Source organism: Pseudoalteromonas distincta, from assembly GCF_000814675.1.
GTDB classification, from domain to species: domain Bacteria; phylum Pseudomonadota; class Gammaproteobacteria; order Enterobacterales; family Alteromonadaceae; genus Pseudoalteromonas; species Pseudoalteromonas distincta.
This window is the reverse complement of record NZ_JWIG01000010.1, coordinates 1-22,957: the sequence shown is the minus strand read 5'-3', so window position 1 is coordinate 22,957 and position 22,957 is coordinate 1. Positions and strand designations below refer to the sequence as shown.

23 protein-coding genes and 1 pseudogene are annotated in these 22,957 nt (G+C 37.8%); 9 read left to right on the top strand and 15 right to left on the bottom strand.

Annotated features, from left to right (window positions below):
* Positions 1-16: 16 nt before the first annotated feature.
* The gene (gene fdxA, locus QT16_RS07205; RefSeq protein ID WP_002958626.1) at positions 17-340 is read right to left on the bottom strand and encodes a ferredoxin FdxA; all 324 of its coding nucleotides are present in this window, start codon (positions 338-340) and stop codon (positions 17-19) included.
* 194 nt (positions 341-534) lie between these two features.
* Between fdxA and QT16_RS07200 the strand changes: the two genes are divergently transcribed.
* Together QT16_RS07200 and QT16_RS07195 are read left to right on the top strand one after the other, a co-directional pair.
* Entirely contained in the window at positions 535-2,142 is a 1,608-nt protein-coding gene (locus QT16_RS07200; RefSeq protein WP_002958627.1) for an NAD(P)/FAD-dependent oxidoreductase, read from the top strand.
* Between the two features lie 95 nt (positions 2,143-2,237).
* Positions 2,238-3,737: an amidase family protein gene (locus tag QT16_RS07195; RefSeq protein ID WP_039487575.1), complete on the top strand. Its 1,500-nt coding sequence runs from the start codon at positions 2,238-2,240 to the stop codon at positions 3,735-3,737.
* A 32-nt stretch (positions 3,738-3,769) separates the two neighbouring features.
* On the opposite strand, the gene QT16_RS07190 is transcribed toward QT16_RS07195, so the two are convergent.
* Positions 3,770-5,074, bottom strand: a complete 1,305-nt coding sequence (locus QT16_RS07190; protein ID WP_039487573.1) for a DEAD/DEAH box helicase — start codon at positions 5,072-5,074, stop codon at positions 3,770-3,772.
* Positions 5,075-5,203: 129 nt separating this feature from the next.
* Complete coding sequence (gene dapA, locus QT16_RS07185) at positions 5,204-6,121, bottom strand: 4-hydroxy-tetrahydrodipicolinate synthase (protein WP_039487570.1); 918 nt, start codon at positions 6,119-6,121, stop codon at positions 5,204-5,206.
* Between the two features lie 170 nt (positions 6,122-6,291).
* Between dapA and QT16_RS07180 the strand changes: the two genes are divergently transcribed.
* Entirely contained in the window at positions 6,292-6,945 is a 654-nt protein-coding gene (locus tag QT16_RS07180; RefSeq protein ID WP_039487567.1) for a DUF6058 family natural product biosynthesis protein, read from the top strand.
* Between the two features lie 96 nt (positions 6,946-7,041).
* Positions 7,042-7,902: a delta-class carbonic anhydrase gene (locus tag QT16_RS07175; RefSeq protein ID WP_039487566.1), complete on the top strand. Its 861-nt coding sequence runs from the start codon at positions 7,042-7,044 to the stop codon at positions 7,900-7,902.
* A 77-nt stretch (positions 7,903-7,979) separates the two neighbouring features.
* Here QT16_RS07175 and QT16_RS07170 read toward each other — a convergent pair whose 3' ends face one another.
* From QT16_RS07170 to QT16_RS07140, 7 genes are all read right to left on the bottom strand, one after another.
* Positions 7,980-8,744, bottom strand: a complete 765-nt coding sequence (locus tag QT16_RS07170) for a 2-keto-4-pentenoate hydratase (protein ID WP_039487565.1) — start codon at positions 8,742-8,744, stop codon at positions 7,980-7,982.
* A gap of 138 nt (positions 8,745-8,882) precedes the next feature.
* The gene (locus QT16_RS07165) at positions 8,883-9,287 is read right to left on the bottom strand and encodes a hypothetical protein (protein ID WP_002958658.1); all 405 of its coding nucleotides are present in this window, start codon (positions 9,285-9,287) and stop codon (positions 8,883-8,885) included.
* 294 nt (positions 9,288-9,581) lie between these two features.
* Positions 9,582-9,926, bottom strand: a complete 345-nt coding sequence (locus QT16_RS07160) for a hypothetical protein (RefSeq protein ID WP_039487564.1) — start codon at positions 9,924-9,926, stop codon at positions 9,582-9,584.
* A 94-nt stretch (positions 9,927-10,020) separates the two neighbouring features.
* Complete coding sequence (locus QT16_RS07155) at positions 10,021-10,242, bottom strand: hypothetical protein (protein WP_039487563.1); 222 nt, start codon at positions 10,240-10,242, stop codon at positions 10,021-10,023.
* 449 nt (positions 10,243-10,691) lie between these two features.
* The gene (locus QT16_RS07150) at positions 10,692-10,979 is read right to left on the bottom strand and encodes a putative quinol monooxygenase (protein WP_024605502.1); all 288 of its coding nucleotides are present in this window, start codon (positions 10,977-10,979) and stop codon (positions 10,692-10,694) included.
* A gap of 79 nt (positions 10,980-11,058) precedes the next feature.
* Positions 11,059-11,874 (bottom strand): 2,5-didehydrogluconate reductase DkgB, encoded by an 816-nt coding sequence (gene dkgB, locus QT16_RS07145; protein ID WP_024605501.1) that lies wholly within the window; start codon positions 11,872-11,874, stop codon positions 11,059-11,061.
* Positions 11,875-12,291: 417 nt separating this feature from the next.
* Positions 12,292-13,464 carry an MFS transporter gene (locus QT16_RS07140; protein WP_039487557.1) on the bottom strand — a complete coding sequence of 391 codons (1,173 nt, stop codon included), beginning with the start codon at positions 13,462-13,464 and terminating at the stop codon, positions 12,292-12,294.
* A 116-nt stretch (positions 13,465-13,580) separates the two neighbouring features.
* Here QT16_RS07140 and QT16_RS07135 point away from each other — a divergent pair, with 116 nt between their 5' ends.
* Positions 13,581-14,468, top strand: a complete 888-nt coding sequence (locus QT16_RS07135) for a LysR family transcriptional regulator (protein ID WP_039487554.1) — start codon at positions 13,581-13,583, stop codon at positions 14,466-14,468.
* A gap of 107 nt (positions 14,469-14,575) precedes the next feature.
* Positions 14,576-15,616 (top strand): metal-dependent hydrolase, encoded by a 1,041-nt coding sequence (locus tag QT16_RS07130; protein WP_039487549.1) that lies wholly within the window; start codon positions 14,576-14,578, stop codon positions 15,614-15,616.
* 74 nt (positions 15,617-15,690) lie between these two features.
* Here the strand turns inward: QT16_RS07130 and QT16_RS07125 are convergent, their stop codons facing one another.
* Both QT16_RS07125 and QT16_RS07120 read right to left on the bottom strand, forming a co-directional pair.
* A complete protein-coding gene (locus tag QT16_RS07125; RefSeq protein WP_039487545.1) occupies positions 15,691-16,653 on the bottom strand; it encodes a sensor domain-containing diguanylate cyclase in 963 nt (320 codons plus the stop codon).
* Between the two features lie 324 nt (positions 16,654-16,977).
* Entirely contained in the window at positions 16,978-17,247 is a 270-nt protein-coding gene (locus QT16_RS07120) for a hypothetical protein (RefSeq protein WP_039487544.1), read from the bottom strand.
* A 241-nt stretch (positions 17,248-17,488) separates the two neighbouring features.
* On the opposite strand from QT16_RS07120, the gene QT16_RS07115 reads away from it, so the two are divergent.
* Entirely contained in the window at positions 17,489-17,755 is a 267-nt protein-coding gene (locus tag QT16_RS07115) for a type B 50S ribosomal protein L31 (RefSeq protein ID WP_039487543.1), read from the top strand.
* Positions 17,752-17,886 carry a type B 50S ribosomal protein L36 gene (gene ykgO, locus QT16_RS07110; protein ID WP_002958669.1) on the top strand — a complete coding sequence of 45 codons (135 nt, stop codon included), beginning with the start codon at positions 17,752-17,754 and terminating at the stop codon, positions 17,884-17,886. The genes QT16_RS07115 and ykgO overlap by 4 nt, the downstream gene beginning before the upstream one ends.
* A gap of 63 nt (positions 17,887-17,949) precedes the next feature.
* Here ykgO and QT16_RS07105 read toward each other — a convergent pair whose 3' ends face one another.
* Together QT16_RS07105 and QT16_RS07100 are read right to left on the bottom strand one after the other, a co-directional pair.
* On the bottom strand, positions 17,950-18,336 hold the full coding sequence (locus QT16_RS07105; RefSeq protein ID WP_002958670.1) for an OsmC family protein: 387 nt from the start codon (positions 18,334-18,336) through the stop codon (positions 17,950-17,952).
* A gap of 82 nt (positions 18,337-18,418) precedes the next feature.
* Positions 18,419-18,808, bottom strand: a complete 390-nt coding sequence (locus tag QT16_RS07100) for a cytochrome b562 (RefSeq protein ID WP_039487539.1) — start codon at positions 18,806-18,808, stop codon at positions 18,419-18,421.
* A gap of 614 nt (positions 18,809-19,422) precedes the next feature.
* Between QT16_RS07100 and QT16_RS07095 the strand changes: the two are divergent.
* A pseudogene (locus QT16_RS07095) lies at positions 19,423-22,219 on the top strand (TonB-dependent receptor domain-containing protein).
* 102 nt (positions 22,220-22,321) lie between these two features.
* Here QT16_RS07095 and QT16_RS07090 read toward each other — a convergent pair.
* On the bottom strand, positions 22,322-22,957 hold a 636-nt coding region (locus tag QT16_RS07090), incomplete at its 5' end, for an integrase core domain-containing protein (RefSeq protein ID WP_039486341.1).

Sequence of the window (22,957 nt, the reverse complement as noted above, 5' to 3'; positions counted from 1 at the left end):
AACTAATTGTTATATATTACGTTTCGAGTAGTTTAAGCTTATCGTCTATGCCATTCCATACATCAGCGTCCTCTGGAGCAGGTTTAACCTCTGTAATGCGCGGCCAGACCAGTGCAAGTTCAGCATTTAATTCAGTAAACTCTTTTTGAGACTCTGGTAGCTCATCTTCTTGGTATATCGCATCAGCTGAACACTCAGGGACACATAAACCACAATCGATACAATCAATCGGGCTAATTGCTAAAAAATTAGGGCCTTCAAAAAATGCATCTGCTGGGCACACTGATACGCAATCGGTGTACTTACATTTTATACAATTTTCGGTGACAACAAACGCCATACTATTTTAATACCTAAGATTTTGAACAACAGTTGTGGATCATACCCATCCACTCCAAAAATACAATAAATAAGTGCCATATCAGGCTATTTTAACGTAAAATGCGCGCCTAATGTTTGCACACTCGTTGTGCCCTGCATCCCCTTATTGTGAGCGGTAATAATACCCCGCTATGACACCTAAAAGAGATATAAATGATACGTTTAACCGAAATAAAGCTGCCACTTGATCATGACGAAGACGCAATTGGTCAAGCAATTGTAAATAAACTCAAAATCCAACCTGAACAATTGCACAGTTTTAATGTGTTTAAACGTGGTTATGATGCACGTAAAAAATCAGCTATTTTACTTATTTATACACTCGATATAGAAGTTGATAACGAAGCCGAGCTACTCGCAGCATTTGAAAAAGACCAACATGTAAAAGTAGCACCAGACACAAGTTATAAATTTGTAGCCCAAGCTAACAATAATATCAAAGAGCGCCCTGTCGTGATTGGTTTTGGTCCTTGTGGTTTATTTGCGGGCTTATTACTTGCTCAAATGGGCTTTAAACCCATTATATTAGAGCGCGGTAAAGAGGTACGTGAACGTACAAAAGACACGTTTGGCTTTTGGCGTAAACGCACACTTAATACAGAATCAAATGTACAATTTGGTGAAGGTGGCGCAGGTACATTCTCAGACGGTAAGTTATACAGCCAAGTAAAAGATCCAAAGCATTATGGCCGAAAAGTCATTACTGAATTTGTAGAAGCAGGCGCACCCGATGAAATTTTATACGTAAGTAAGCCACACATTGGTACGTTTAAACTTGTCACCATGATTGAAAAAATGCGCGCTCGTATAATAGAGCTTGGCGGCGAAATTCGCTTTAGCACACGTGTTGACGATATTCATTTAGACGACGGGCAAGTAACAGGTTTAACACTTTCAAATGGCGAGCAACTAAACACTCGACATGTTGTATTAGCCGTTGGCCATAGCGCACGTGACACGTTTGATATGATCCACAAAAAAGGGATTTATGTTGAAGCAAAGCCATTCTCAGTCGGTTTTAGAATCGAACATAAACAATCAATGATCGATGAATGTCGTTTTGGCACAAATGCAGGAAACCCAATTTTGGGCTCTGCCGATTATAAACTTGTTCATCACTGTGACAATGGCCGTACAGTTTACAGCTTTTGTATGTGCCCAGGTGGCACAGTAGTCGCTGCAACCTCTGAAGAAGGTCGCGTTGTTACCAATGGTATGAGCCAATATTCACGAAGTGAGCGCAACGCTAACAGCGCTATTGTGGTAGGTATATCACCAGAGCAAGACTTCCCTGGTAATCCACTTGCTGGAATAGACTTACAACGCAAACTTGAAGAGCAAGCGTATGAGCTTGGTGGTAGCAACTACGATGCACCAGCACAGTTAATTGGAGATTTCTTAAAAGGTAAATCATCTGCAGACTTAGGTGAAGTACAACCCTCTTACACTCCTGGTATTAAGTTAACTGACTTGAGTAAAGTGTTACCACAATTTGCAATTGATGCCCTTCGCGAAGCGATACCAGCGTTTAATAAACAAATTCGTGGTTTTTCAACTAACGACGGTTTATTAACCGGTGTGGAAACGCGTACTTCGTCGCCTATTAGTATTAAGCGTGATAAAACATTCCAAAGTATTAACACCAAAGGGCTTTACCCTGCAGGTGAAGGCGCAGGTTACGCTGGCGGTATTTTATCAGCGGGTATTGATGGTATTAAAGCAGCTGAAGCAGTCGCACTGTCTATGTTAGAAAACGCTTAAACCTCTTTTTTAAGCTGTTTATCGAAAAGCCTCACTTTGTGAGGTTTTTTTGTGCTAAATGTATAGAAAATAATGACAACTCAAGCACCTCAACAATGATCAAAACATTTACCTTTTCGTTGCTTAGTGTATTAGCAATTTTTAACGCTAAAGCACAAGAGCTAAAAACCATCGATGAAATCCACACTGCATATAAAAATAATTCTATTAATGCACAGCAACTCACCCAAAATTATATAGACCGAATTAATAAACTTAACCCACAATACAATGCAGTTATTAGTATTGAGCCTACAGCGACTGCTCAAGCTAAAACGTTAGATGAACTTGCCGCCAAAGGCACTTGGGCAGGTCCATTACACGGAATACCTGTACTTCTTAAAGATAATATAGAAACGAAAGGCACACTTCCCACAACGGCTGGCTCTTTAGCACTTAAAAATAACATTACTGATAATGATGCTTTTGTTGTTAAACAACTACGTAATGCGGGCGCTATAATTTTAGGCAAAGCTAATTTAAGTGAATGGGCAAATTTTCGTTCATCCTATTCATCGTCAGGCTGGAGTGCCGTAGGTGGACAAACACATAATGCGCACGATGTAACACGTAATCCATGTGGTTCTAGTGCAGGCTCTGCTGTGGCAGTCGCACTTAACTTTGCGCCCATAGCATTAGGGACTGAAACAGACGGTTCAATTACGTGCCCTGCCTCAGTAAATGGAGTTTATGCAATAAAACCGAGTATGGGCCAAGTATCACGCTCAGGTGTAGTGCCTCTTTCTAGCAGTCAAGATTCAGTAGGGCCGATGGCGCATTCACTTAAAGATGCACTGCTGGTTTTATCAGTTTTGCAAGGTGAGGACCCCCTTGATGCAACAACTACAGGGTTTGAATTAAAAGCAGGTAATCTAAAATCAAAATCGTCACTTATTATTGGTGCGCTACCTAGCGCTAAGTTTACAATTGAAACGCAGCGCCTTTATGCCAAGCAGCTACAATCATTAAAACAGGCTGGGCACACTGTTATTAATATAGATATTACTGATAACTTAGATACGCTATTTGTTGATGAATACTATATTTTACTTTACGACTTTAAAGCCGAAATTAATCACTACCTCGCAAGCACTCCCGCACAAGTAGCTGTTAAAAGCCTAAAAGCACTTATTAATTTTAATATTCAAAATAAAAATACAGAAATGCCCCACTTTGAGCAAGATATCCTAGTTCAATCGCAGGCTATTGATTTAACTAACAAACAAAAATACCAAGAGACTAAAGAACGCTATCGCACTTTAGCAACGACAGCCATTGTTAATGTATATAAAAACAACAAGCTTGACATTGTTATAGCGCCTACAGTATCACCCGCCTGGAAAACAGACTTAGTTAATGGTGATAATTTTAATGGCAGTAGTAGTTCGTTATCTGCTATTGCAGGCATAACGCACATAACCCTGCCGGTAGGCAAAGTAAGTGGTTTACCGGTTGGCTTGTCCATAATAGCAAATAAAGAGGACGAGCAAGCGGCTTATTTATACGCAAATATTATTGATGAGGTGTTATCGTCAGATACAAAAAAACCTGAGTAAACTCAGGTTTTTTTTAAACTAAACGGCGTTAACTATGACTTTTTAAGTGACAGTTTTTCGCCTTTTAAGCTTTTACGAACGCTTGAAATACGTGAGCGATTTACTGCTCTCGCTTCACCGGTTGCTTGTCCTGATAACTTGTTAGAACGTGTACGGCGTAAATGCGCTGGTTTTTTACCAATTTTGTCAATTAGTACTTCACGGTTACTTACTTCATAACCTTCTAAATATACACGTTTGATTTTTTGGCCGATTAGCGTTTCAATTTCAAACAAAGTGTTTTCTTCTTCACGGCTAACAAATGAGATTGCTTGACCTTGGCGACCAGCACGACCTGTACGGCCAATACGGTGAACGTAATCTTCTGCAAGCCAAGGTAAATCAATATTAATTACACGAGGTAAGCCATCAATATCAATACCACGAGCAGCGACTTCTGTAGCCACTAATACGCGTACCTTGCCTTCTTTAAATTCACGTAAAGCACGACGACGGTTACCTTGAGATTTATCACCGTGGCAAACGCCTGCCGGAATACCATCAAGGTTAAGCTCTTTAACAAGCTCATCAGCTGTTTCTTTCATGTTTACGAAGACAAGTACTTGTTGCCAGTTTTTCTTACCAATCAATTCAGAAAGTAGCTCTTGCTTACGACGTTCTTCGACTGGGTAAACAACATGCTCAACGGTACTTGCTGTACTGTTAGTTTGATCAACGCGAACAATTTCAGCTTGTTTTAATACCTTAGATGCAAACTGTTTAATTGCTGCAGGGAAAGTAGCTGAGAAAAGTAAAATTTGGCGCTCTTCTGCACAGCTTTTAATTACGTTTTGCATATCTTCGATAAAGCCCATATCAAGCATACGGTCAGCTTCATCAAGAACAAGGTGCTTAACACTTGCAAGGCTTAAGTTACCTAGGCGAATATGGTCAAATAAACGACCTGGTGTAGCAACTACAACATCAACGCCTTCTTTTAAAGCGTTTGCTTGGCCAGCAGTGCTCACACCACCAAATAAACTAACTACTTTAAGTGATGTATGCTTTGCAAAGTCTCTAAAGTTATTAGCAATTTGCTCTGCAAGTTCACGCGTTGGTGCAAGTACTAATGCATGAGGTGCATTAGTTGTGCTGAGTTCAGACTCAACCAATTTTTGGATGATAGGTAAAGCAAACGCGGCAGTTTTGCCGGTACCAGTTTGTGCACTGGCTAAAACGTCTTTACCTTTACGAACAGCAGGAATTGCTGCGCGCTGAATGGGCGTAAGAGTGTGATAGTTAAGTTCGTCCAACGCCTGGATGATCTCAGGAGCGAAACTAAAAGATTTAAAATTCATGCTGTATAACCTACGGCCACATTATCAAGGGTCGCAAATTATACAGCAAAAACGAGTCAACAGTTAGCTTTAAACTGGATTAAAAGCTAAAAATTAGTTTGTTAAGTCATTAAAATATTGATTATCAACTCAAGAAAGCGTTAATACCTCATTTTGTTTTAATAACTGTGCTTTACCACCGACAACTTCACGTTCGTTAAGCTCATTTATTAATGGCAAACCTACTTTTTGTTGCTCATCACTAAGCGGTAAATACGGTAATCTAAATACTGGATTTACTGCACCTGTCATCATCATCGCAGTGTTAATAGCAATAGGGTTTGGCTCACAGAACAACCAGTTCATTAATGGTTGTAATGACGTATTTAACTCATCATTTTTAGTATCCATTAATTGGCGAAACAACCCAGGAATAAGGTTAGAAGTAACCGAAATAACACCGTGAGCTTTGTGTACATGACGAGCGTCGTGTGCTTCATCGTCGTTACCCGACCAACACGCAATGCCTTGCTGCTCATACTGTGCAATGCGCTCATTGCCGCCACATTCTTTAATACCAATGAGGTTCGAGTGCTGTGCTAATGGTTCAATAATATCAGGTGTTAGGTCTTGGCCTGTGCGACCGGCTACGTTGTAAATAAAGGCAGGTCCAATATCAAGTACGCGTTTAAAGTGCTCTTTAACACCCGCGATTGACGTACGTCCGTAATATGGGTTAATTTGCAGTGCTGCATCCATACCGCTGGCAAAGCCATATTTAGTTGCTTTAATCGCTTCACGGGTGTTGTTACTACCGGTATTACCAACAATAACCAGTTTGTCACCATACTTGTTTGCACTGTGCGCTATAAGCATTAAATGCTCTTCCCAGTTCATTAACTGGCCTTCGCCTGTTGTGCCACCGACTACGATGCCATCAACACCCGCTGCAATTTGTATTTCAACGAGTTCATCGTACTTTGCGAGATCAATTTCACCGTTTGCTAAATATGGCGTTTTAATAGCTGTAATAAGGCTTGCTTGTTTAATTTGGTCTAGGGTGCGCATAAAAATTCATTATTTATAAAACTTGCGCTATTTGTAACATACTTGCCGGTACTTTTGGAGGTATAAGCGCACATTTAATTATAAAATCGCTTGTGTTATTGAGTTTGGTAATACAAAATGAATAACTGTATATATAAACAGTATTTTATTTTAACGATACCAGAGGCTTTATGCGTTTATCTGACTACTTAGCAACTCATTTTTATAACACCGATGAACTGTGCCAAGCATTAAACATAGATGCAGATACACTTTTAGCTTGGCAAGAGCGAAGTGTGTTCCCCAAACCAAGTTACTGTATTAAAAGTCAACTTAGCTGCAGCTCATATTCGGGTTTGTATGAATGCGAAGAATATGACGACTATTATCCGCGCGGCTGCGTTAATTGGGGGCAAGGTCTTTTAAAACAAAAAATAGAATCATCAAGCCATGCTTTTAATTATTTTGCGCAGCAATATACTGCAAGCCTAACTAAACTCGCTCAGCAAGGATTTACGTTTAGCGAAGAGCTATTTGGCTGTGAAATAGACGAGCACTTACAGCAAGTTTGGCAACAGTTTTTATGCAGTAAATATGGCGTACTTACTCAAAATGGATTAATAGACGAAATAGTCTCGGTAGACATTGGCAGGCTATTAGTTGACGACATTACAGAACTGCGCAGTAAAGCGAGTTTAAACCAAGAAGAAAGAGCGCTACTACACCCCGCCATGAAGCTTTTAAACAAAGCGTTAGGGCATGGCGCCGATCATGAAAAACGACATACATTACGCACCCGCTATATAGATGCACTTATTTTAAAATACGATTTATCTATTAAATAGTTTTGCATTAGTCTAATTATTTTAGGATTATTTGACGAAAAACAAGAGCTGTTAACTTAATTGTTACGCAAAAAATAATTTAAAGGCACTGACTCAATGACAATCAAAACACAAATAAGTGTAATTTCTGCTGTAATCACTATCCTATCTTTTAATACACCAGCTAAAGCTAACCACGAAATAGTAAATGACGACATAATAAAAATACAGCGTGCAGCGCTTGATAAAAACACCGCTAATAAAGGTTTTGGGCCACAATCTCCACGCAATATTGATAATTATAAAGGCGAAAACACGGCAGTTTTCTCTCATGCCCCAACTTCATCAAATATGAACTTATGTAATATACACTTTCATAAAAATGCTGAACATGCCGGTGGCGAATTTAGCAAATATGCAGGAAATGGTAATGGAAAAGGTTTTCAAAGTGGCTACTTATATTCAGGCTCTTTAACTAAAGGTGAAAGTAAACCAGCAAAAATTGAAATTTGTCCGAGCGATCACGGCGCGCTTTTAATTGGCGATACCATTGAAGTGCATAACGTTCATAAGTCAGCAATTGTAAAACCAGGCCCTACCTTGGGGAGTTGTTTAAGTGATTCGATTAAAAATCCGCAACTACGTGTTGAAGCTCAAGTATATGTATTAGTAAACGATGCTAACGCACTTGATTTTTCTCAAATAAGCGCCGTGTCATCTGTTAATGGTTACTATCAAGCTATTGCTACACCTACAAATACGGGTAAACCTGTTGTTTATAGCGGTTCAACTACTGGCCCGAGTTACAACGAAGCAGGTTCTCCTTTTCAAGTAACATGGTCAGTTAAACCAAAAGTAGCAAAGGTTGATATAAACAGTGTGGGTAAATGGTGTGAAAGTAACGCCTTTGATGAAGATCATGCCCACGGCGTACGAAATCTCGTAATAAACCCTGCATTACTCTCTAAAATCAAATAATTAAAATTTAGCCAAATAAAAACAACCCACTAATTAGTGGGTTGTTTTTATTATGACCGTTAAAATGAGTACTTCGCTTAATGGGATAAAAATGTCACATTAAATGTATTTAAATCTTCATATGTAATACATGTTTGCTCATTAGTATTAAGCTCAACAACACCACAGTAAGAACCAGTTATAAACACTTGCCCTGCTTTTAAGTTAATTCCCTTTGCTGATAAGTAATTAACTGCCCAATAAAGAGGAAGCTGCGCAAGTTCTGCAGGGTGCACACCTGCCAAGTTTAACTCCAGCTCAGTTTGCTTAACGTTAATATTTACAGTACTTGCGTTATACGCTTTGGTTTTATCTATTTGCGGGCCTAAATACACGCCTTGATTGGATAGGCCATCGGCCAGTTTTTCAATGTGAGTGCTTGGAGTGTCTTCATCAAACCTTTTTTGGATAAGCTCAAGTGCCAAGTGGGCGCTGGCAAATGCAGTATCTACGTCTTCATTTGTATAGGTTTTATTACTAGGTAAATCGCTTTGTAAAATAAATGCAATTTCTGGTTCTATCAGCGCTTTATTGTTTGTTGTATACAGTGGGCAATTTTCAGCTTGTTTTATAGGTGCATGTAAAAGAGGCGCTAATATAATTGAGCCATCATCTAAAGGCAGCATACACTTCCAGCCATATACAGTTTGCTCATTTAAATAAATCATCAACTTTTGTACTTCTATCGCATCGTCAGTCGAGTCTAGTACTAACTCTTTAGGAAAGTTTGAACGCGCTGGGTTTTCTTCTCTTTGTGCTAATAAGTGAGTAGCAATTAGTTTTAGCTGTATTGAGTTGTTCACATAAATCTCTTTAAAATACGTTACTGGTTAAACAGTAAATAGGAAGGATTACATTACTAATGTATTAGCTTAGGCATTAGAACATCATGTTAAATGCCTATAATTAAAATTGTATTTAAAACAAAGCGTGGTAATTATTTAAGTATCAATAGATTTAAGCGAACGTAAAAATAGCCCTAAGCCGCCAAATGCTAAAATTATAATAACAATCAAATCAAACGACGTCATAGTTCGCATACTAAATCGAACACTCGATATAACACCAAATATTAGTGCGGTTAACGAGCCAAGAGATAGCACCCAGCCTAAAATATTTTTAGAATTATAAAAAATCAGACCCACACCAAAAATAAACGGGATCATAACCATGCCGCCTGTAACGCCAAAGCCACCTAAAGCATTAACACTATAAATGCGAGAACTTAGTCCAAAATTAGAGGTCACCGAAATTGCGTTTAGCAGCATATAAAAGCCACCGCACATCATAATTAAACCAATAAAAAAATGCCCAATACCACCAGAGCTTCCACCCGCACCTTTCATTATTAATTATTCCTTTTATATTTTTAACTTAATAGTTTTAGATGGTAATTGCTCGAGTATTAACATTGACCGAAATATACATAATCAATGAGTGCACACGCGAAAATACTTATCGCGTAATTACATGCCAAATAACATAAAACCAAGACAAAAAACCGTGCAAAATTGCCCATAACACAGACTCATTAGCACTCCATGAAATAGCAATTGCTAGGGCCGTACCAAAAGAGACTCCATATTTTACTATCTCATTTCTTGAGTTTCTCATTAATTATATTCCTAGTTTTTAAATTATTAGCTGCTTGATTTGCTTACTAAAACTGACAGTTCTTTACCATCAATATTAATACTTGCTTCTTTACCTAGTTCAACAACTAAAGAGGGAGCCATATGTTTTCCACCTAGTTTTAGGTCAGTTGCTAAACTAACAGTAAAATCATCAATTGGCGTTACTGTAAGAGCAAAACTATACGAATTATCAACTGAAACTGACGCCTCTTCATTTGAATTGACTACTAAAACAGGTGAACCAATTAAGTTTTTATTATCATAAAATTTAGCATTAACTACAAAACTATCATTAGCTTGTGCAAATGAGGCAAAGCCTAACAACGCTACTATTGCGATTAATTTTTTCATTATTATCTCCATATAAATTATACAGTTTAAAGCTGTTAAGGCTTTATTGGCTGTGATTTTTTAGCTAGCAATTTACCAGCTAATGATTAAAAACTTATGTTTTAGCTCTGATGACATAACCAACGCCCAGCGAACTAATATAGAACAACACTCCAAATACACTAATATCAATGAGTAGCTTTAGAATGTCAAAAGTATCTGTAAACACAAGATACTCAAAAGAAAATAAATGAAATATAACTTTTGATCCAAAATACGCAGTTAATAAAGGAATTACAAAAATAAGAATAGATTGATTAGATTTATTAATTTCCATACCCATGTCTCCATTATTAGTTTAATTAACTCAGCTCTAAAAATATAACACACAAAAAATATATAAATAGTTTGCTATTTTGAGTCTCTTATTCAGTACCACTCGAACTATTTACGGCTGACTAAAATGCCATATTATATTTCTATAATTTACACCAGAGAACTTTAATGTAAACAACAAATTAAATAGGCTATTTATTAGAGTGGGTTGTGATACCAAAACGACTTTAATAAAGTTATAAACCTCTTTTGATTTCGACGCACTGTGCATTAACAAAAAAGAGTCCTAATAGGTTTCATTGATATTGGCGAAGTTGAGTATTTAGGCAGGTTGGAGTGTAAGAATAAAAGGTGATGTAAGTTAACAGCACCTATTTGAGTATTTACTTGGTTACACGTAATTTAGCTAAGTATTTTAATACGTACCATAATAGGCACTGTAAAAAGAATTTAACCAATTGATTTATATACATCAATACTACTATTGGTTAAAAGCCCAGTAACTTGCGTACCAAACGCTTTAAAGTGTGGCTCGTTTTTATGCGCTTCAAAGTGCTCGTCAGACGCCCACTGTTCGCTAACAACGTAATCGGTATGTTCATTATCACTTTTTACCGATAGTTCATAACGTAAGCACCCTACTTCTTGGCGCGATGACTTTTGTAAGTTTTCAAGTGCTGTAAGCATTACATCTGCATCAATATTTTTGCACGACAGTGCAGCTATAACCGTTAACATGTGTATTCCTTTTTAAAAGTTAAGGTGTAGATAATCTACACCTTAAAATATTTAGTTTAACTTTGCGTTTGAGGTAAGTTTACTGATCCCACTGCGGCGCAAAGTCTGGTGTTGCTTGGCGGTCGCCACAATCAAGACCATCAATGCGGGCTATGTCTTCATCATCTAACTTAACGTGGTCGTTAAAGTTATCTTCTAAGTTTTTGCGCTTAGTTGATGATGGAATTGTCGTCATGCCGCTTGCGTTAACCCATGCTAAAACAACTTGTGCTGGACTTGCATCGTGCTTTTTAGCAATGTCGATAATGGTTTGATCTTTAAGTACTTTACCTACTACAAATGGCATATACGCAGTTACATGTATATCGTGCTGAGCACAAAATGCGCGTAATTTAGTATTAGTTAAATATGGGTGAACCTCAACCTGATTGGTAAATATTTCACGCGAGTCGAGTGTTTGCATTGCTTCATTTAAGTTTGCAATGGTGAAGTTTGATACACCAATGTGCTTAGTCAAACCAAGCTGCTTCGCTTTTAGTAATTCAGTGAGGTATTCACTCATTGGCTCGTCGTTAGCAGGCGATGGCCAATGAATTAGCAGTAAGTCGACCGAATCAACTTGTAGCTTTTCAAGTGACTTTTTAACGCTTGGGATAAAGTCGCTTTTATTTAATTTGTTATTCCACACTTTGGTGGTTAAGAATATTTCACTGCGCGGAATATTACTATCTTTTATGGCTTGACCTACTTGCTCTTCGTTGCCATAAATTTGTGCGGTATCAATATGGCGAAACCCAACTTCGAGCGCCATTTTTACTGAGTTATAGGCCGTGTCGCCCTCTAAGCGGAATGTTCCCATACCGAGTTCTGGCATTTCTATTACACGTTTTGTCATGGTTTATCCTTATAAAATAATCGGTTAAAAATACAAACTTTTAAAAGTTTTACGAAATACACCTTTTACTTCTTATTAAGACTGTCACTTAAAATTCTATGACCTCATAACAGGTATGAGGTCATTAATTTTAGTTTCAAGGTTAGGGTCTGTTAATCTTTAGAGATTACATTTGCAGCAGTGTATTTGGTATTTAGGCAAGGCAGAGCCTATGCAGTGTGGTTGTTCCACATTAATAGGCGATAACGCAGCATAAATGCCAAATACGCGCTGCCTGTAGGTTCTTCCTAGGGTGGATTTACTCTTTGTCCCTCGATTTTTACTTAGCCCACTAGGTTACAAACCTCGCTCCGTGATTAAATCCTCCCTAGATTGAACAAATTTAATCCTAAAAGGTCAACAGACCCTGCTAAGGCTTTATGCTTGCTGAATTTCACGTTTATCAAGCATACCGCTGTAGCGTGTAACACCAAGTGCTAAAACAGAGATAACGGCGCCTATCCATGCTGTATCTTGCAGGGTCATGTTCTCTACTACGCTACCGCCAATAATTGAGCCAAGTGCAATACCAATATTAAATGCGGCTATGTTTAAACCTGATGCAACATCTACCGCATTGGGCGTGTGCTTTTGTGCTTGCTTTACTACATAAAGTTGCAAGCCTGGCACATTACCAAAAGCAAATGCGCCCCATACTAAAATAGTAAGTACAGCAGCAATTTTTGATTCCATCGTAAAAGTAAATATCAGTAAAATAATACTCAAAGCGCTGAATATAATGCTCAGTGCGCTAATTGGGCCGCGTTTGTCGGCCAACTTTCCACCCCAAATATTACCTACCGCTACCGATACACCGTAAACAAGCATTATTAAGGCAATAGCCGAAGGCGCAAAACCTGTTTGTTGCTCTAAAATAGGTGCTAAATAAGTAAACGCTGTAAACGTGCCGCCATAGCCCAATATCGTCATTAAATACACCAGTAATAAACGCGGTTTTACGATTACCTGTAGTTGCTCTTTAAACGTCGCTGGTATTGATTGTTTTAAGTTTTTTGGTACTAAAATAGAGCTGCCGATTAATGCAATTAAACCTAATACCGACACAACTAAAAACGTTGCACGCCAACCAAAGTGTTGTCCAATCCATGTACCTAGTGGCACACCAGTTACGAGTGCTACAGTAAGCCCGGTAAACATAATGGCTATTGCACTGGCTTCTTTGTCTTTGCTTACTAGGCTAGTGGCAATCATCGATCCGATTGAAAAAAACACACCATGGGCAAGCCCCGTTAAAATGCGCGCAAGTATTAATGTTTCGTAACTTGGCGCTTGCCATGCAAGTAAGTTACCTAAAACAAATAAGCCCATTAAGCTTATTAGTACCACTTTACGATTCCAACGACCCGTTAAAGCTGTTAGCACCGGCGCACCAATGGCAACGCCAACCGCATATAAACTTACAAGCAAACCTGCTGAAGGTAGGCTTACGCCTAAGTCGTTTGCAATGGTGGGTACTAATCCCACTATTACAAACTCAGTTGTTCCTATTGCAAATGCGCTTAAGGTAAGCGCCCACAAAGCCAATGGCATAGTTATATCCTCATTAATATTTGAAGAATGTAGTTTGGCTAAAATATCGTTTGCAAAAAATAGCATTAGTGACAAAATACTTTTGTTAATAATGCAAAGATGGTGTTGGTATACTTATGGCTGTTCATTCAAAAACTGAAGATTTAGAAACGTTTATAACGGTAGTAGATTGCGGAAGCTTTTCGGGGGCGGCTAATTTGCTTGATCAACAGGTGGCTAAAGTGTCGCGAGCTGTATCACGCCTTGAAAATACATTGCAATGTACTTTGCTAAACAGAACAACACGCCGATTAGAGCTTACCGAAGAAGGCCATACTTTTATAAAATATGCGCGCGAAGGGTTAAATACGCTTTATACCGGTGAAGAAGCCATAAAGCTTTTAAAACAAGCGCCAAGTGGCAAGCTGCGAATAGATGCTGCAAGCCCTTTTGTATTGCACCAACTTACGCCTTTAATTGGCGAATTTGCCAAGCAATACCCCCACATAACGCTTGATATAACCTCACACGACAGCATTATTGATTTACTTGAACATAAAACCGATTTAGCCATACGTATTGGTGATTTAAAAGACTCAAATTTACATGTTCGTAAACTTGGCAGCAGCCAGTTACGTATTGTAGCCAGCCCAGAATATATAAAAAACAACGCAGCAATTACACAAATAGATGACTTACAAAATCACAAGATAATTGGTTTTAGTGACTTCCCTAAATTAAACAATTGGCCGTTAGTAAAGCCCGCTTTATTTACGTTTTCGCTTAGCGCAAGCAGCGGCGAAACAGTGCGCCAACTATGTATTGCAAACCAAGGTGTGGCGCTACTTTCTCACTTTATGATTGGCAATGACCTAAAAACAGGTAAATTAGTTGAAGTGTTACCCAGTGCAGTTAGCTCACCTAATAACCGAGAGGTTGTACAAGCCGTGTATTATAAAAATAGTGCTGTATCGTCTCGCATTACAGCATTTTTAGATTTTATAAAACCTAGGCTTAGTTTATAAATTTTAGGCATTGATGTGCTTATCAAATATTTCACATTATTTTTTGACGCTTTTTAATAATCAAAAAGTATAAATAATAAAAGTAGTAATTAAAGGTATTAATCAAAATGGATTCTTTAACGCAGATAGCATTAGGCAGTGCTGTAGGTTATGCGGTATTAGGCAATAAAATAGGTCGAAAAGCCGTTTTATGGGGAGCAATTTTAGGCACACTCCCTGATTTAGATGTATTTTTGCCATATGGTGGCTCTGTAGAAGCATTTACTTATCACCGTAGCTTTAGTCATTCGTTATTAATACATTTATTAATTAGCCCTCTCATTGTATGGCTAATATTAAAAATACACGCGGGAATGCAAATTTATAAAGTACGCTGGTTTTGGCTAGTATTTTTAAGTTTATCTACACATGCCATATTAGACAGCCTAACGGTATACGGTACACAACTACTCTGGCCTTTTACTGAGTACCCCTTTGCGGTTTCTAGTGTGTTTATTATTGACCCCGCTTACACGCTTCCTTTATTAATTGGCGTAATATGTACGCTAATACCCAAAATACAAGCAGCAACGGCTTATCGTATAAATGCAGCGGCCTTAGTTTTAAGTAGTCTATATTTATTTTGCGCTTTAATTTTAAAAGTAAATATTGATGACAAGGTAAAAACAGCACTCAACAACAGGCAAATACCAGTAAATGCGTATATTAGTACGCCTGCCCCACTAACCACTATGCTGTGGCGTATTGTTGTGATGTCTGACGGACAATACTACGAAGGTTATGCATCAGTATTTGACGCGCCCAGCGATGTTACATTAACGCCTTATCAAACAACGCCTTCATTGTTAAATAATATTAGCGATGAATGGGCTATAAAACGCTTGCAGTGGTTTACTAAAGGGTTTTATTCGGTGCGCCAAAAGCAAAGCAATATTGTACTTTCTGATTTACGTATGGGGATGGAGTGCAACTATGTGTTTAATTTTGTAGTGGGTCAAAAAAATGATTTAGAGGTGAGCATTGGTAACTTTGAAAAAATAAGTCAAAGACCAAACTTAAACAATCTTCATAAAATATGGGACAGAATTTGGCAACCAAATGTGTCTTTAGCATCACCCGCTGCAAAAAATGACTGCAATAGCGAATAACTGCCTATTATAAGATTCGTACTAGCATGAGGAAGTTAAGTGAAGTTCAAGCAGCAATTAAACTAAATAGCTCACTAAAGTGATTGCTGCTTTTTTTGCTGATACATTGCAACATCAGCATCTTGAATCATATCCTCAACCGATTTACCTGTATCGTATTTAAAGTGTGTTACCCCTACACTGTAATCAATTTTGTATGGCTTATTTAAGGTATTATTGGCATACGCAATTGCATCCGCAAACCTTTGTAAAACAAACTCAGCTTTTGTTTCATCTAAATCACTTAGCATTACTACAAACTCATCTCCGCCAAGTCGACCTATTACTTCACAATCACAAAATGAACTAAGCATAATTTGCGCAAATTTATTCAATACAAAATCGCCTTCGTGGTGTCCATAAACATCATTAATTTGTTTAAACTTATTAAGATCAAACAAGATAAACGACATTGATACTTTGTTTCGCCTACATATATTTAGCGTATGCTCAGCAAGGTTCAAAAAGCCACGCCGGTTAGAGATTCTTGTTAACTCGTCAATTGTGGCTAGTTGAATTGATTGAATCTCTTGCTCAACCAACGTGCCTAAATCTTTTAGTAATTGTTTTTCTTCATCATTAAGGTGTCGAGGTTTATTATCGGCAAGGCATAAAGTGCCTATAATAACCCCTTGCCTTAATTTTAAAGGAAAGCCAGCATAAAAGCGTACTTTAGGATCGCCTGTAACAAAAGGGTTATCAAAAAACCTTTTATCTTGGACTGTATCTGGGATTATTAAGAGCTCGTCTTGATTTATGGTATGGCCACAAAATGAGGTTTCGCGAGGAAGCTCAGGCGCATCAAGCCCCTGCCTAGATTTAAACCATTGGCGGTCTTCGTCAATCAAAGTAAGCAATGAAATAGAAACATTAAACATACGCTTGGCAATACGAGTAACACGATCAAAGCGCTCTTCATGCGACGTATCTAGAATTTTTAATGTTTTTAACGCATGTAATCGCTCTGCTTCGTTACTTGGGATCTCAGGTTTAATCATTAAAGCTCAATTAATTTTAAGTGTTTTATGAATTACGAAATGGGAGCGAATATTTTCGAATATATAATCCGATAAACTTATCTAAACTATAAACAGCATACCAATTAAAACTAGAACATTACTTAAAAATAGCAATAAATGAATACTGATAAATATCAGTAACTAGTGCCTAAATAAAGATAATATTAAATCCGAACTTATGGTGTAAACACGTGGGGTTGTGATCAATAAAGCAGCGCTACTGGTTAATACAAAAGGCAGTAGTGGTTATTTAGTTTTATTTAAATAGCCACTGAACCTGGTATACGTACAAAAATACATACTCTAATTTTGGTGCTCATATTGTCCACGGTAAACTTCAAATACTTTTAAAACAGTATGTTGCTCTTTAGTTAGGTTATCAAACCAAGTATCAAACAATTCATCATCTTCTTGCTCACTTAGTGCCATATACCTTGCTAGTAACTCTACAATATCATTATGGTTGCAGGTTAACGGATTTACTTGTTGCGCCAAGGTACTGTGGTCGCGCTCTCTTAGGGTTTCCATCACCCCTTGGTCAATTTGTTCTTGTTGTTGTGTTGCGTCACTCATACATAACCTCTGTAATAACTTTATAACCGTATTTGTTAACGTTTTAACTCTTAAATATAGTTATAACAGCCTAAACGCCAATAGCCAGCATTTTTAATTCAAGTGCTTATTTTTTGATTTATTTGCACAAATAGCCAGCAATTACGCCCCTTTTGGGGAGCATTTAAATAATTTGCAATGAGAGAATAAATACGTTAAATTAAAATGATACATTATCACATATCATTTATTGAGACGTATTATGAAACCAAATATTCATCCTGATTACCAAGAGGTTGCTTTTCACGATACTGCTGCCGATTCTTACTTTATTATTGGCTCAACCATTAAAACAAGCCGCACAGTAGAAATAGACGGTAATACTTATCCATATGTACCTATTGACGTATCAAGTGACTCACATCCATTTTATACAGGCAAGCAAAAAACTGTTGCTACAGATGGCCGTATTGCACAGTTTAACCGTCGTTTTAAAAGTTTATCGACTGTTAAAAAGGAAAAGGTATGAAAGTATTAAGTTCCCTAAAAAGTGCGAAGCAACGTCCGGGGTGTCAAATTGTAAAACGCAAAGGTCGTGTATTTGTAATTTGTAAAAACAACCCACGCTTTAAAGCAGTACAAGGAATGAAAAAAAAATAAGTTAAGCCGTGGGGCACTATACATATTTAGGTAGCTTGTTAAAGCTACCTAATTTAGGGTGGATTACTTTACCACTACTGAAAACTCTGGCACTGCCTGAATTACTTTTTTTACCGTACAGGTGTTAACGGCTGCAATAAGCGCCTTTTTATATTTATCAGGAAAACCGTCTGGTAGGTTAATCTCAATTGAAAATAACTTTTTACCGTTATCATCTACATTTTCATTATTTTGAGTAAGCGTCATACCTTGCGTTGAAATATCACGCTGCTCACAAAATTTACGCGCATAAAAACCTGCACATAAAACCATACTTACTAAAAAGTAATCAAACGGTTCTGGATGCTCTGCGTTGCCACCAGCGTTTACACTTTGATCGCTGATTACTTCTAGGTCGCCAAATTTAGCGCTTTGCTTTTGGCCTTCTAACATTGAAACTGAAATTTCCATTGTGTTTCCTTATATTTATTGCTGCAGATACCTTTAACGCAATTAGCTTAAAAGTAGCGACTAAAGATACATATAGTTAGGTTTATGAACCGAACAGTAATTCAAAGAACCCTGGAGGCTCATGTAGCTCATGATATTTTTTACGTAAATTATCTATATTTTTTAACGGTTCTTTTGCTGCACTTAGACCCTGCTCGTTCGCTGCTTTTTTAGCAAGCTCAGCTTGGGCAATTACTTTATCAAGGCCCTGCAATGACTGCTCAGGTTTTTTGTAAAACTTACCTGTTTTACTTACTTTTACTAGCTTTATAAATTCATCAATCGCAGTATTAAATTCACTAAGTTGAGTTGCCTGTACTGCTTGTTTATACGCAAGGCCCGTATTTTTCATATTTATTTCAAGATCAACAGATTGCTGCGCAAAAGACATTGAACTAAACAACAAGGTAAAAATAATAACTAAATACTTCATGGTCAAACCTATTAATTAAAAACAGCTAAATTGTACCAAGTTTACGCGCTAAAGTAACTTAAGGAGCAATTGAGACCCCAAAAACTGTAAAGGGGGTTTACACGTTTAGATCTTTTTAAACATTAATAATGAAAAATATTCAAACTTCACTTTATTTGAAAATAAAGCCTTACATTAAAGTCATTTTAAAACGGGATTTACATACATAATACTTACAACTAAGTACATATAACACTCACCGCCTGCTCTTTATATAAATTAGAATATTCCTAACTACTTTTAACTAAAAAATAATTGCTATAAAAACCATCTCTAAAATTATAAAAACTATAAAGATGTAAACAGCATAAACACAAAACAAACCTACCATGTACATTAACCATAAAGAGCCACCTAATCCCCCCTCACAAACTAATGTAAAAAATGCAACAATAGCCATTCAAATTATTTCAAGTTGCTTATTTAACAGTAAGTTACTTACTTTTAATAAGATTATCAGCATGCAATAATCGCCGCCCTCATAACAAAAGTTATAGGTTTTTACCTAATACAAATTGTACTAGGTAAAAATAAATATTGTTTTAAATTACTATAAAATGTCCTTTGGGAAACACATGAAACGTCATAATTTACTTTCTACTAGCATTAAATGTGCATTAATTACTGCTGCTGCAACAGCAAGTAATTCTGTGCTTGCACAAGATGAGCAAGCAACAAAAATTGAACGCGTTGAAGTAACGGGTTCACGTATTTTACGTGAAGGTGCTATTGCACCTGCACCAGTAACAGTTATAAGTGGCGAGCAACTAATTAATACAGGCGCTGTAAACATTGGTGAAGCGCTAAACAATTTACCAGCACTTGGCAATACATATTCTATGGCTAACTCAGGCCGTTTTATTGGTACTGCTGGTTTAAATATTCTTGATTTACGTAACATGGGTACAGACCGTACCTTAGTACTTGTAAATGGTAAGCGTCATGTATCAAGCTCAGCTGGTTCTCAAGCTGTAGATACCAATACTATTCCAAGTGTATGGGTTGAGCGTGTAGAAATTATCACTGGTGGTGCATCTGCTGTATATGGAGCTGACGCGGTAACAGATGTTGTAAACTTTATACTAAAAGACAACATTGAAGGTATGGATTTTAGCGTTACCCGTGGTTTTGCCGATTTAAACAGCTACAACAACGAAAAAGCAACGTTCTCGTACGGCTCTAATTTTGATAACGACCGTGGTAATGCCGCTTTTGCTATTGAGTACTCAGGTCAAGATTCATTAAATGCACTTGACCACCCTTGGACTAGCACATCTTTTAGCAGCTTACCTAACCAAGCCCAAACGGATGAGAACAAAAATAGTGCTGACTTTCCTGATGATATTTTAACACCTAATGCGGGTTATTACGCCATCAATGATTCAGGTGTTTATGCACTTGAAGATCCAACTAAGTATATTAATAGCTTTAACCCTGATAGCAGCGCACGTGATTTATACATAGGCAATAACGCAGATCCATATTCATGTGCAGAATGTGACTTTTTTAACTTAGGTCAATTTGAAGAAATACAACCTGAGTTTGAGCGCTACAACGTAAACTTTAAAGTTAACTACGATGTTACCGACGACTTAAACGTTTACTTTGATGCAAAATACGTAAACAGCCAAGGCGAAAGCATAGGCCAACCTGCGTTTTTCTTTTTTGACAGCGACAATGGAAGAACAAGGTGTTGATTCGATCATGGTTAACCGCATGATGAGTGACCTTGGCCGCCGCATTGAAAACAATACGCGTGAAACAACGCGTTTTGTAACAGGCTTAAAAGGGACTGTTTTAGAAGATTGGGAATTAGATACGTCAGTTGTATACGGCCAAACTGATCTTGAGCGTGAAAACGGCGCTAACATGATTTTAGCCAACTACTTTAATGCACTTGATGCCGTTGAAGATACAAATGGTAACGTAGTATGTCGTAGCGCTGCTGCACAAGCTGACGGCTGTGTACCTGTAAATATTATGGGTTTTGGCGCACCATCTCAACAAGCTATTGATTACATAAATACGGTATCAGTTGGTACTTCAACAATTAAGCAAACAGTTGTTTCTGGCTCACTTGCTAATGGCGCTATTTTTGAATTTCCAGCAGGTTATGTAGGTATTGCATTTGGTGCCGAGTACCGTCAAGAAGAAAGCGAAACTAAAGAGCCAGATAACGCAGAAGGTACTTTCTTTAACGCACTGGGCGAAGATAAAGGCTCGTTCAACGTACGCGAAGTATTTTTTGAAGCGACGATGCCAATTTTAACTGACTTACCGCTTATTCAAGATTTAGTGTTTGATACTGCAGTACGTCATGCTGACTACAGTACGATTGGCGAAGCAACTAGCTGGAAACTTGGCCTTGATTGGACTGTAAATGATGAGCTACGTGTACGTGTAACTCAATCTGCAGCACTTCGTGCGCCAAACATTAGTGAAGTATTTGGGGCAGCAAGTCAAACTTTCTACAATGTAGACGACCCGTGTCGCGCCGACAACCTAGGTGACTTATCAAACGGTGCAACACGTACTGCAAACTGTGCCGCATTAGGTGTAGCGAGTGACTTTAACTCAGGTTACGATGCAGCCTCATTAGATGGTTTAACTAGCGGTAACCGCGATGTAAAAGGCGAAGAGTCAACAAGTACAACTGTAGGCATTGTTTACCAACCAGAGTTTCTAGAAAACGCGCTGCTTACTATTGATTACTGGGAAATTGAACTTGAAGATGCGATTGACACAATCGACGCGCAAGACATTCTTGATCGCTGTGTTGATAGCGCAACAGGTATAAACAATCAGTACTGTAACTTAATTACACGTAATGCTAATGGTGAAATTACTTTAATACAAAACTCTGTATTAAATGTTGCCGGCCAAAAAGCATCAGGGATAGATTTTGAACTAGGTTACGACTTTGACGCGCTTGAAGGTAGCTTTAAAACCCGCTTAATTGGTACTTACTTAATTGAACGTAAAGATTACCCGTTCCAAGACGATCCTAGTAACTACATTGAATACGCAGGTACTACAGGTGAAGCTAAGTGGCAAACTAACTTATCTGTAAGCTATGTTATGGATAACTTTTTCTCAACAGTTGAAACACGCTTTTTAAGTGAAGTAGATTTATATACAAATGTTGAGCTTGAAAGTAACTCGAACCCAAGTAACCAAATGTCTTACGGTAAATACTTTATTACCGATATGACTGTTGGTTACAACTTCGATAGCGGTTTAGGCGTTAAAGTAGGTGTTGATAACGTATTTAATCGTAAACTTCCGTACGGTTCACGTGGTACAAGCGCGGGTAGCGCAAGTTACGATAACATTGGCCGCTTTGGCTACATTAACTTAAGCTACAGCTTATAATTAATAAAATAACTTATAATTAATAAAATAACTTATTAGTTAAAATGTACTAGCTCAGACTTGATCTGACAGTTACCCGTTTTTTAATCGGTGACTGTCAGTCTAGATTTGAGCTAAATTTTTCTCAGCCCAGATCAATTTTCCATCTAATAAAGTTTCTAATGGCGTTCTGCCACAGCATATTTTTCCTTGATGAGTTCGGTCATTATTGTAATAAATCATCCATTCGTCCAGATCCTTTTGCAATTCCGCTAATGAGCTATATAGCTTTTTACGGAATGTAACTTGATAGAATTCATTGAGTATCGTTTTGTGGAAGCGTTCGCAGATACCATTTGTTTGCGGTGACATAGCTTTGGTTTTTGTATGATCGATATCATTAATAGCCAGATATAACTGGTAATCATGATGTTCGACTTTGCCACAATATTCAGTGCCTCTATCGGTTAGAATACGTAGCATGGGAAGCTCGTACTGTTCGAAGTACGGCAGTACTTTGTCGTTGAGTATGTCAGCCGCAGTAATTGGCGTTTTCGTGGTGTAGAGCTTAGCGAACGCTACTTTGCTGTATGTATCAACGAAGGTTTGTTGGTAGATACGCCCAACGCCTTTGAGATTACCCACGTAAAATGTATCTTGAGAGCCTAGATAACCTGGGTGAGCCGTTTCAATTTCACCACACGCTTCGTCATCATGTTTTTTCTTTTCAAGCGCAGCTACTTGAGCGTCGGTGAGAAT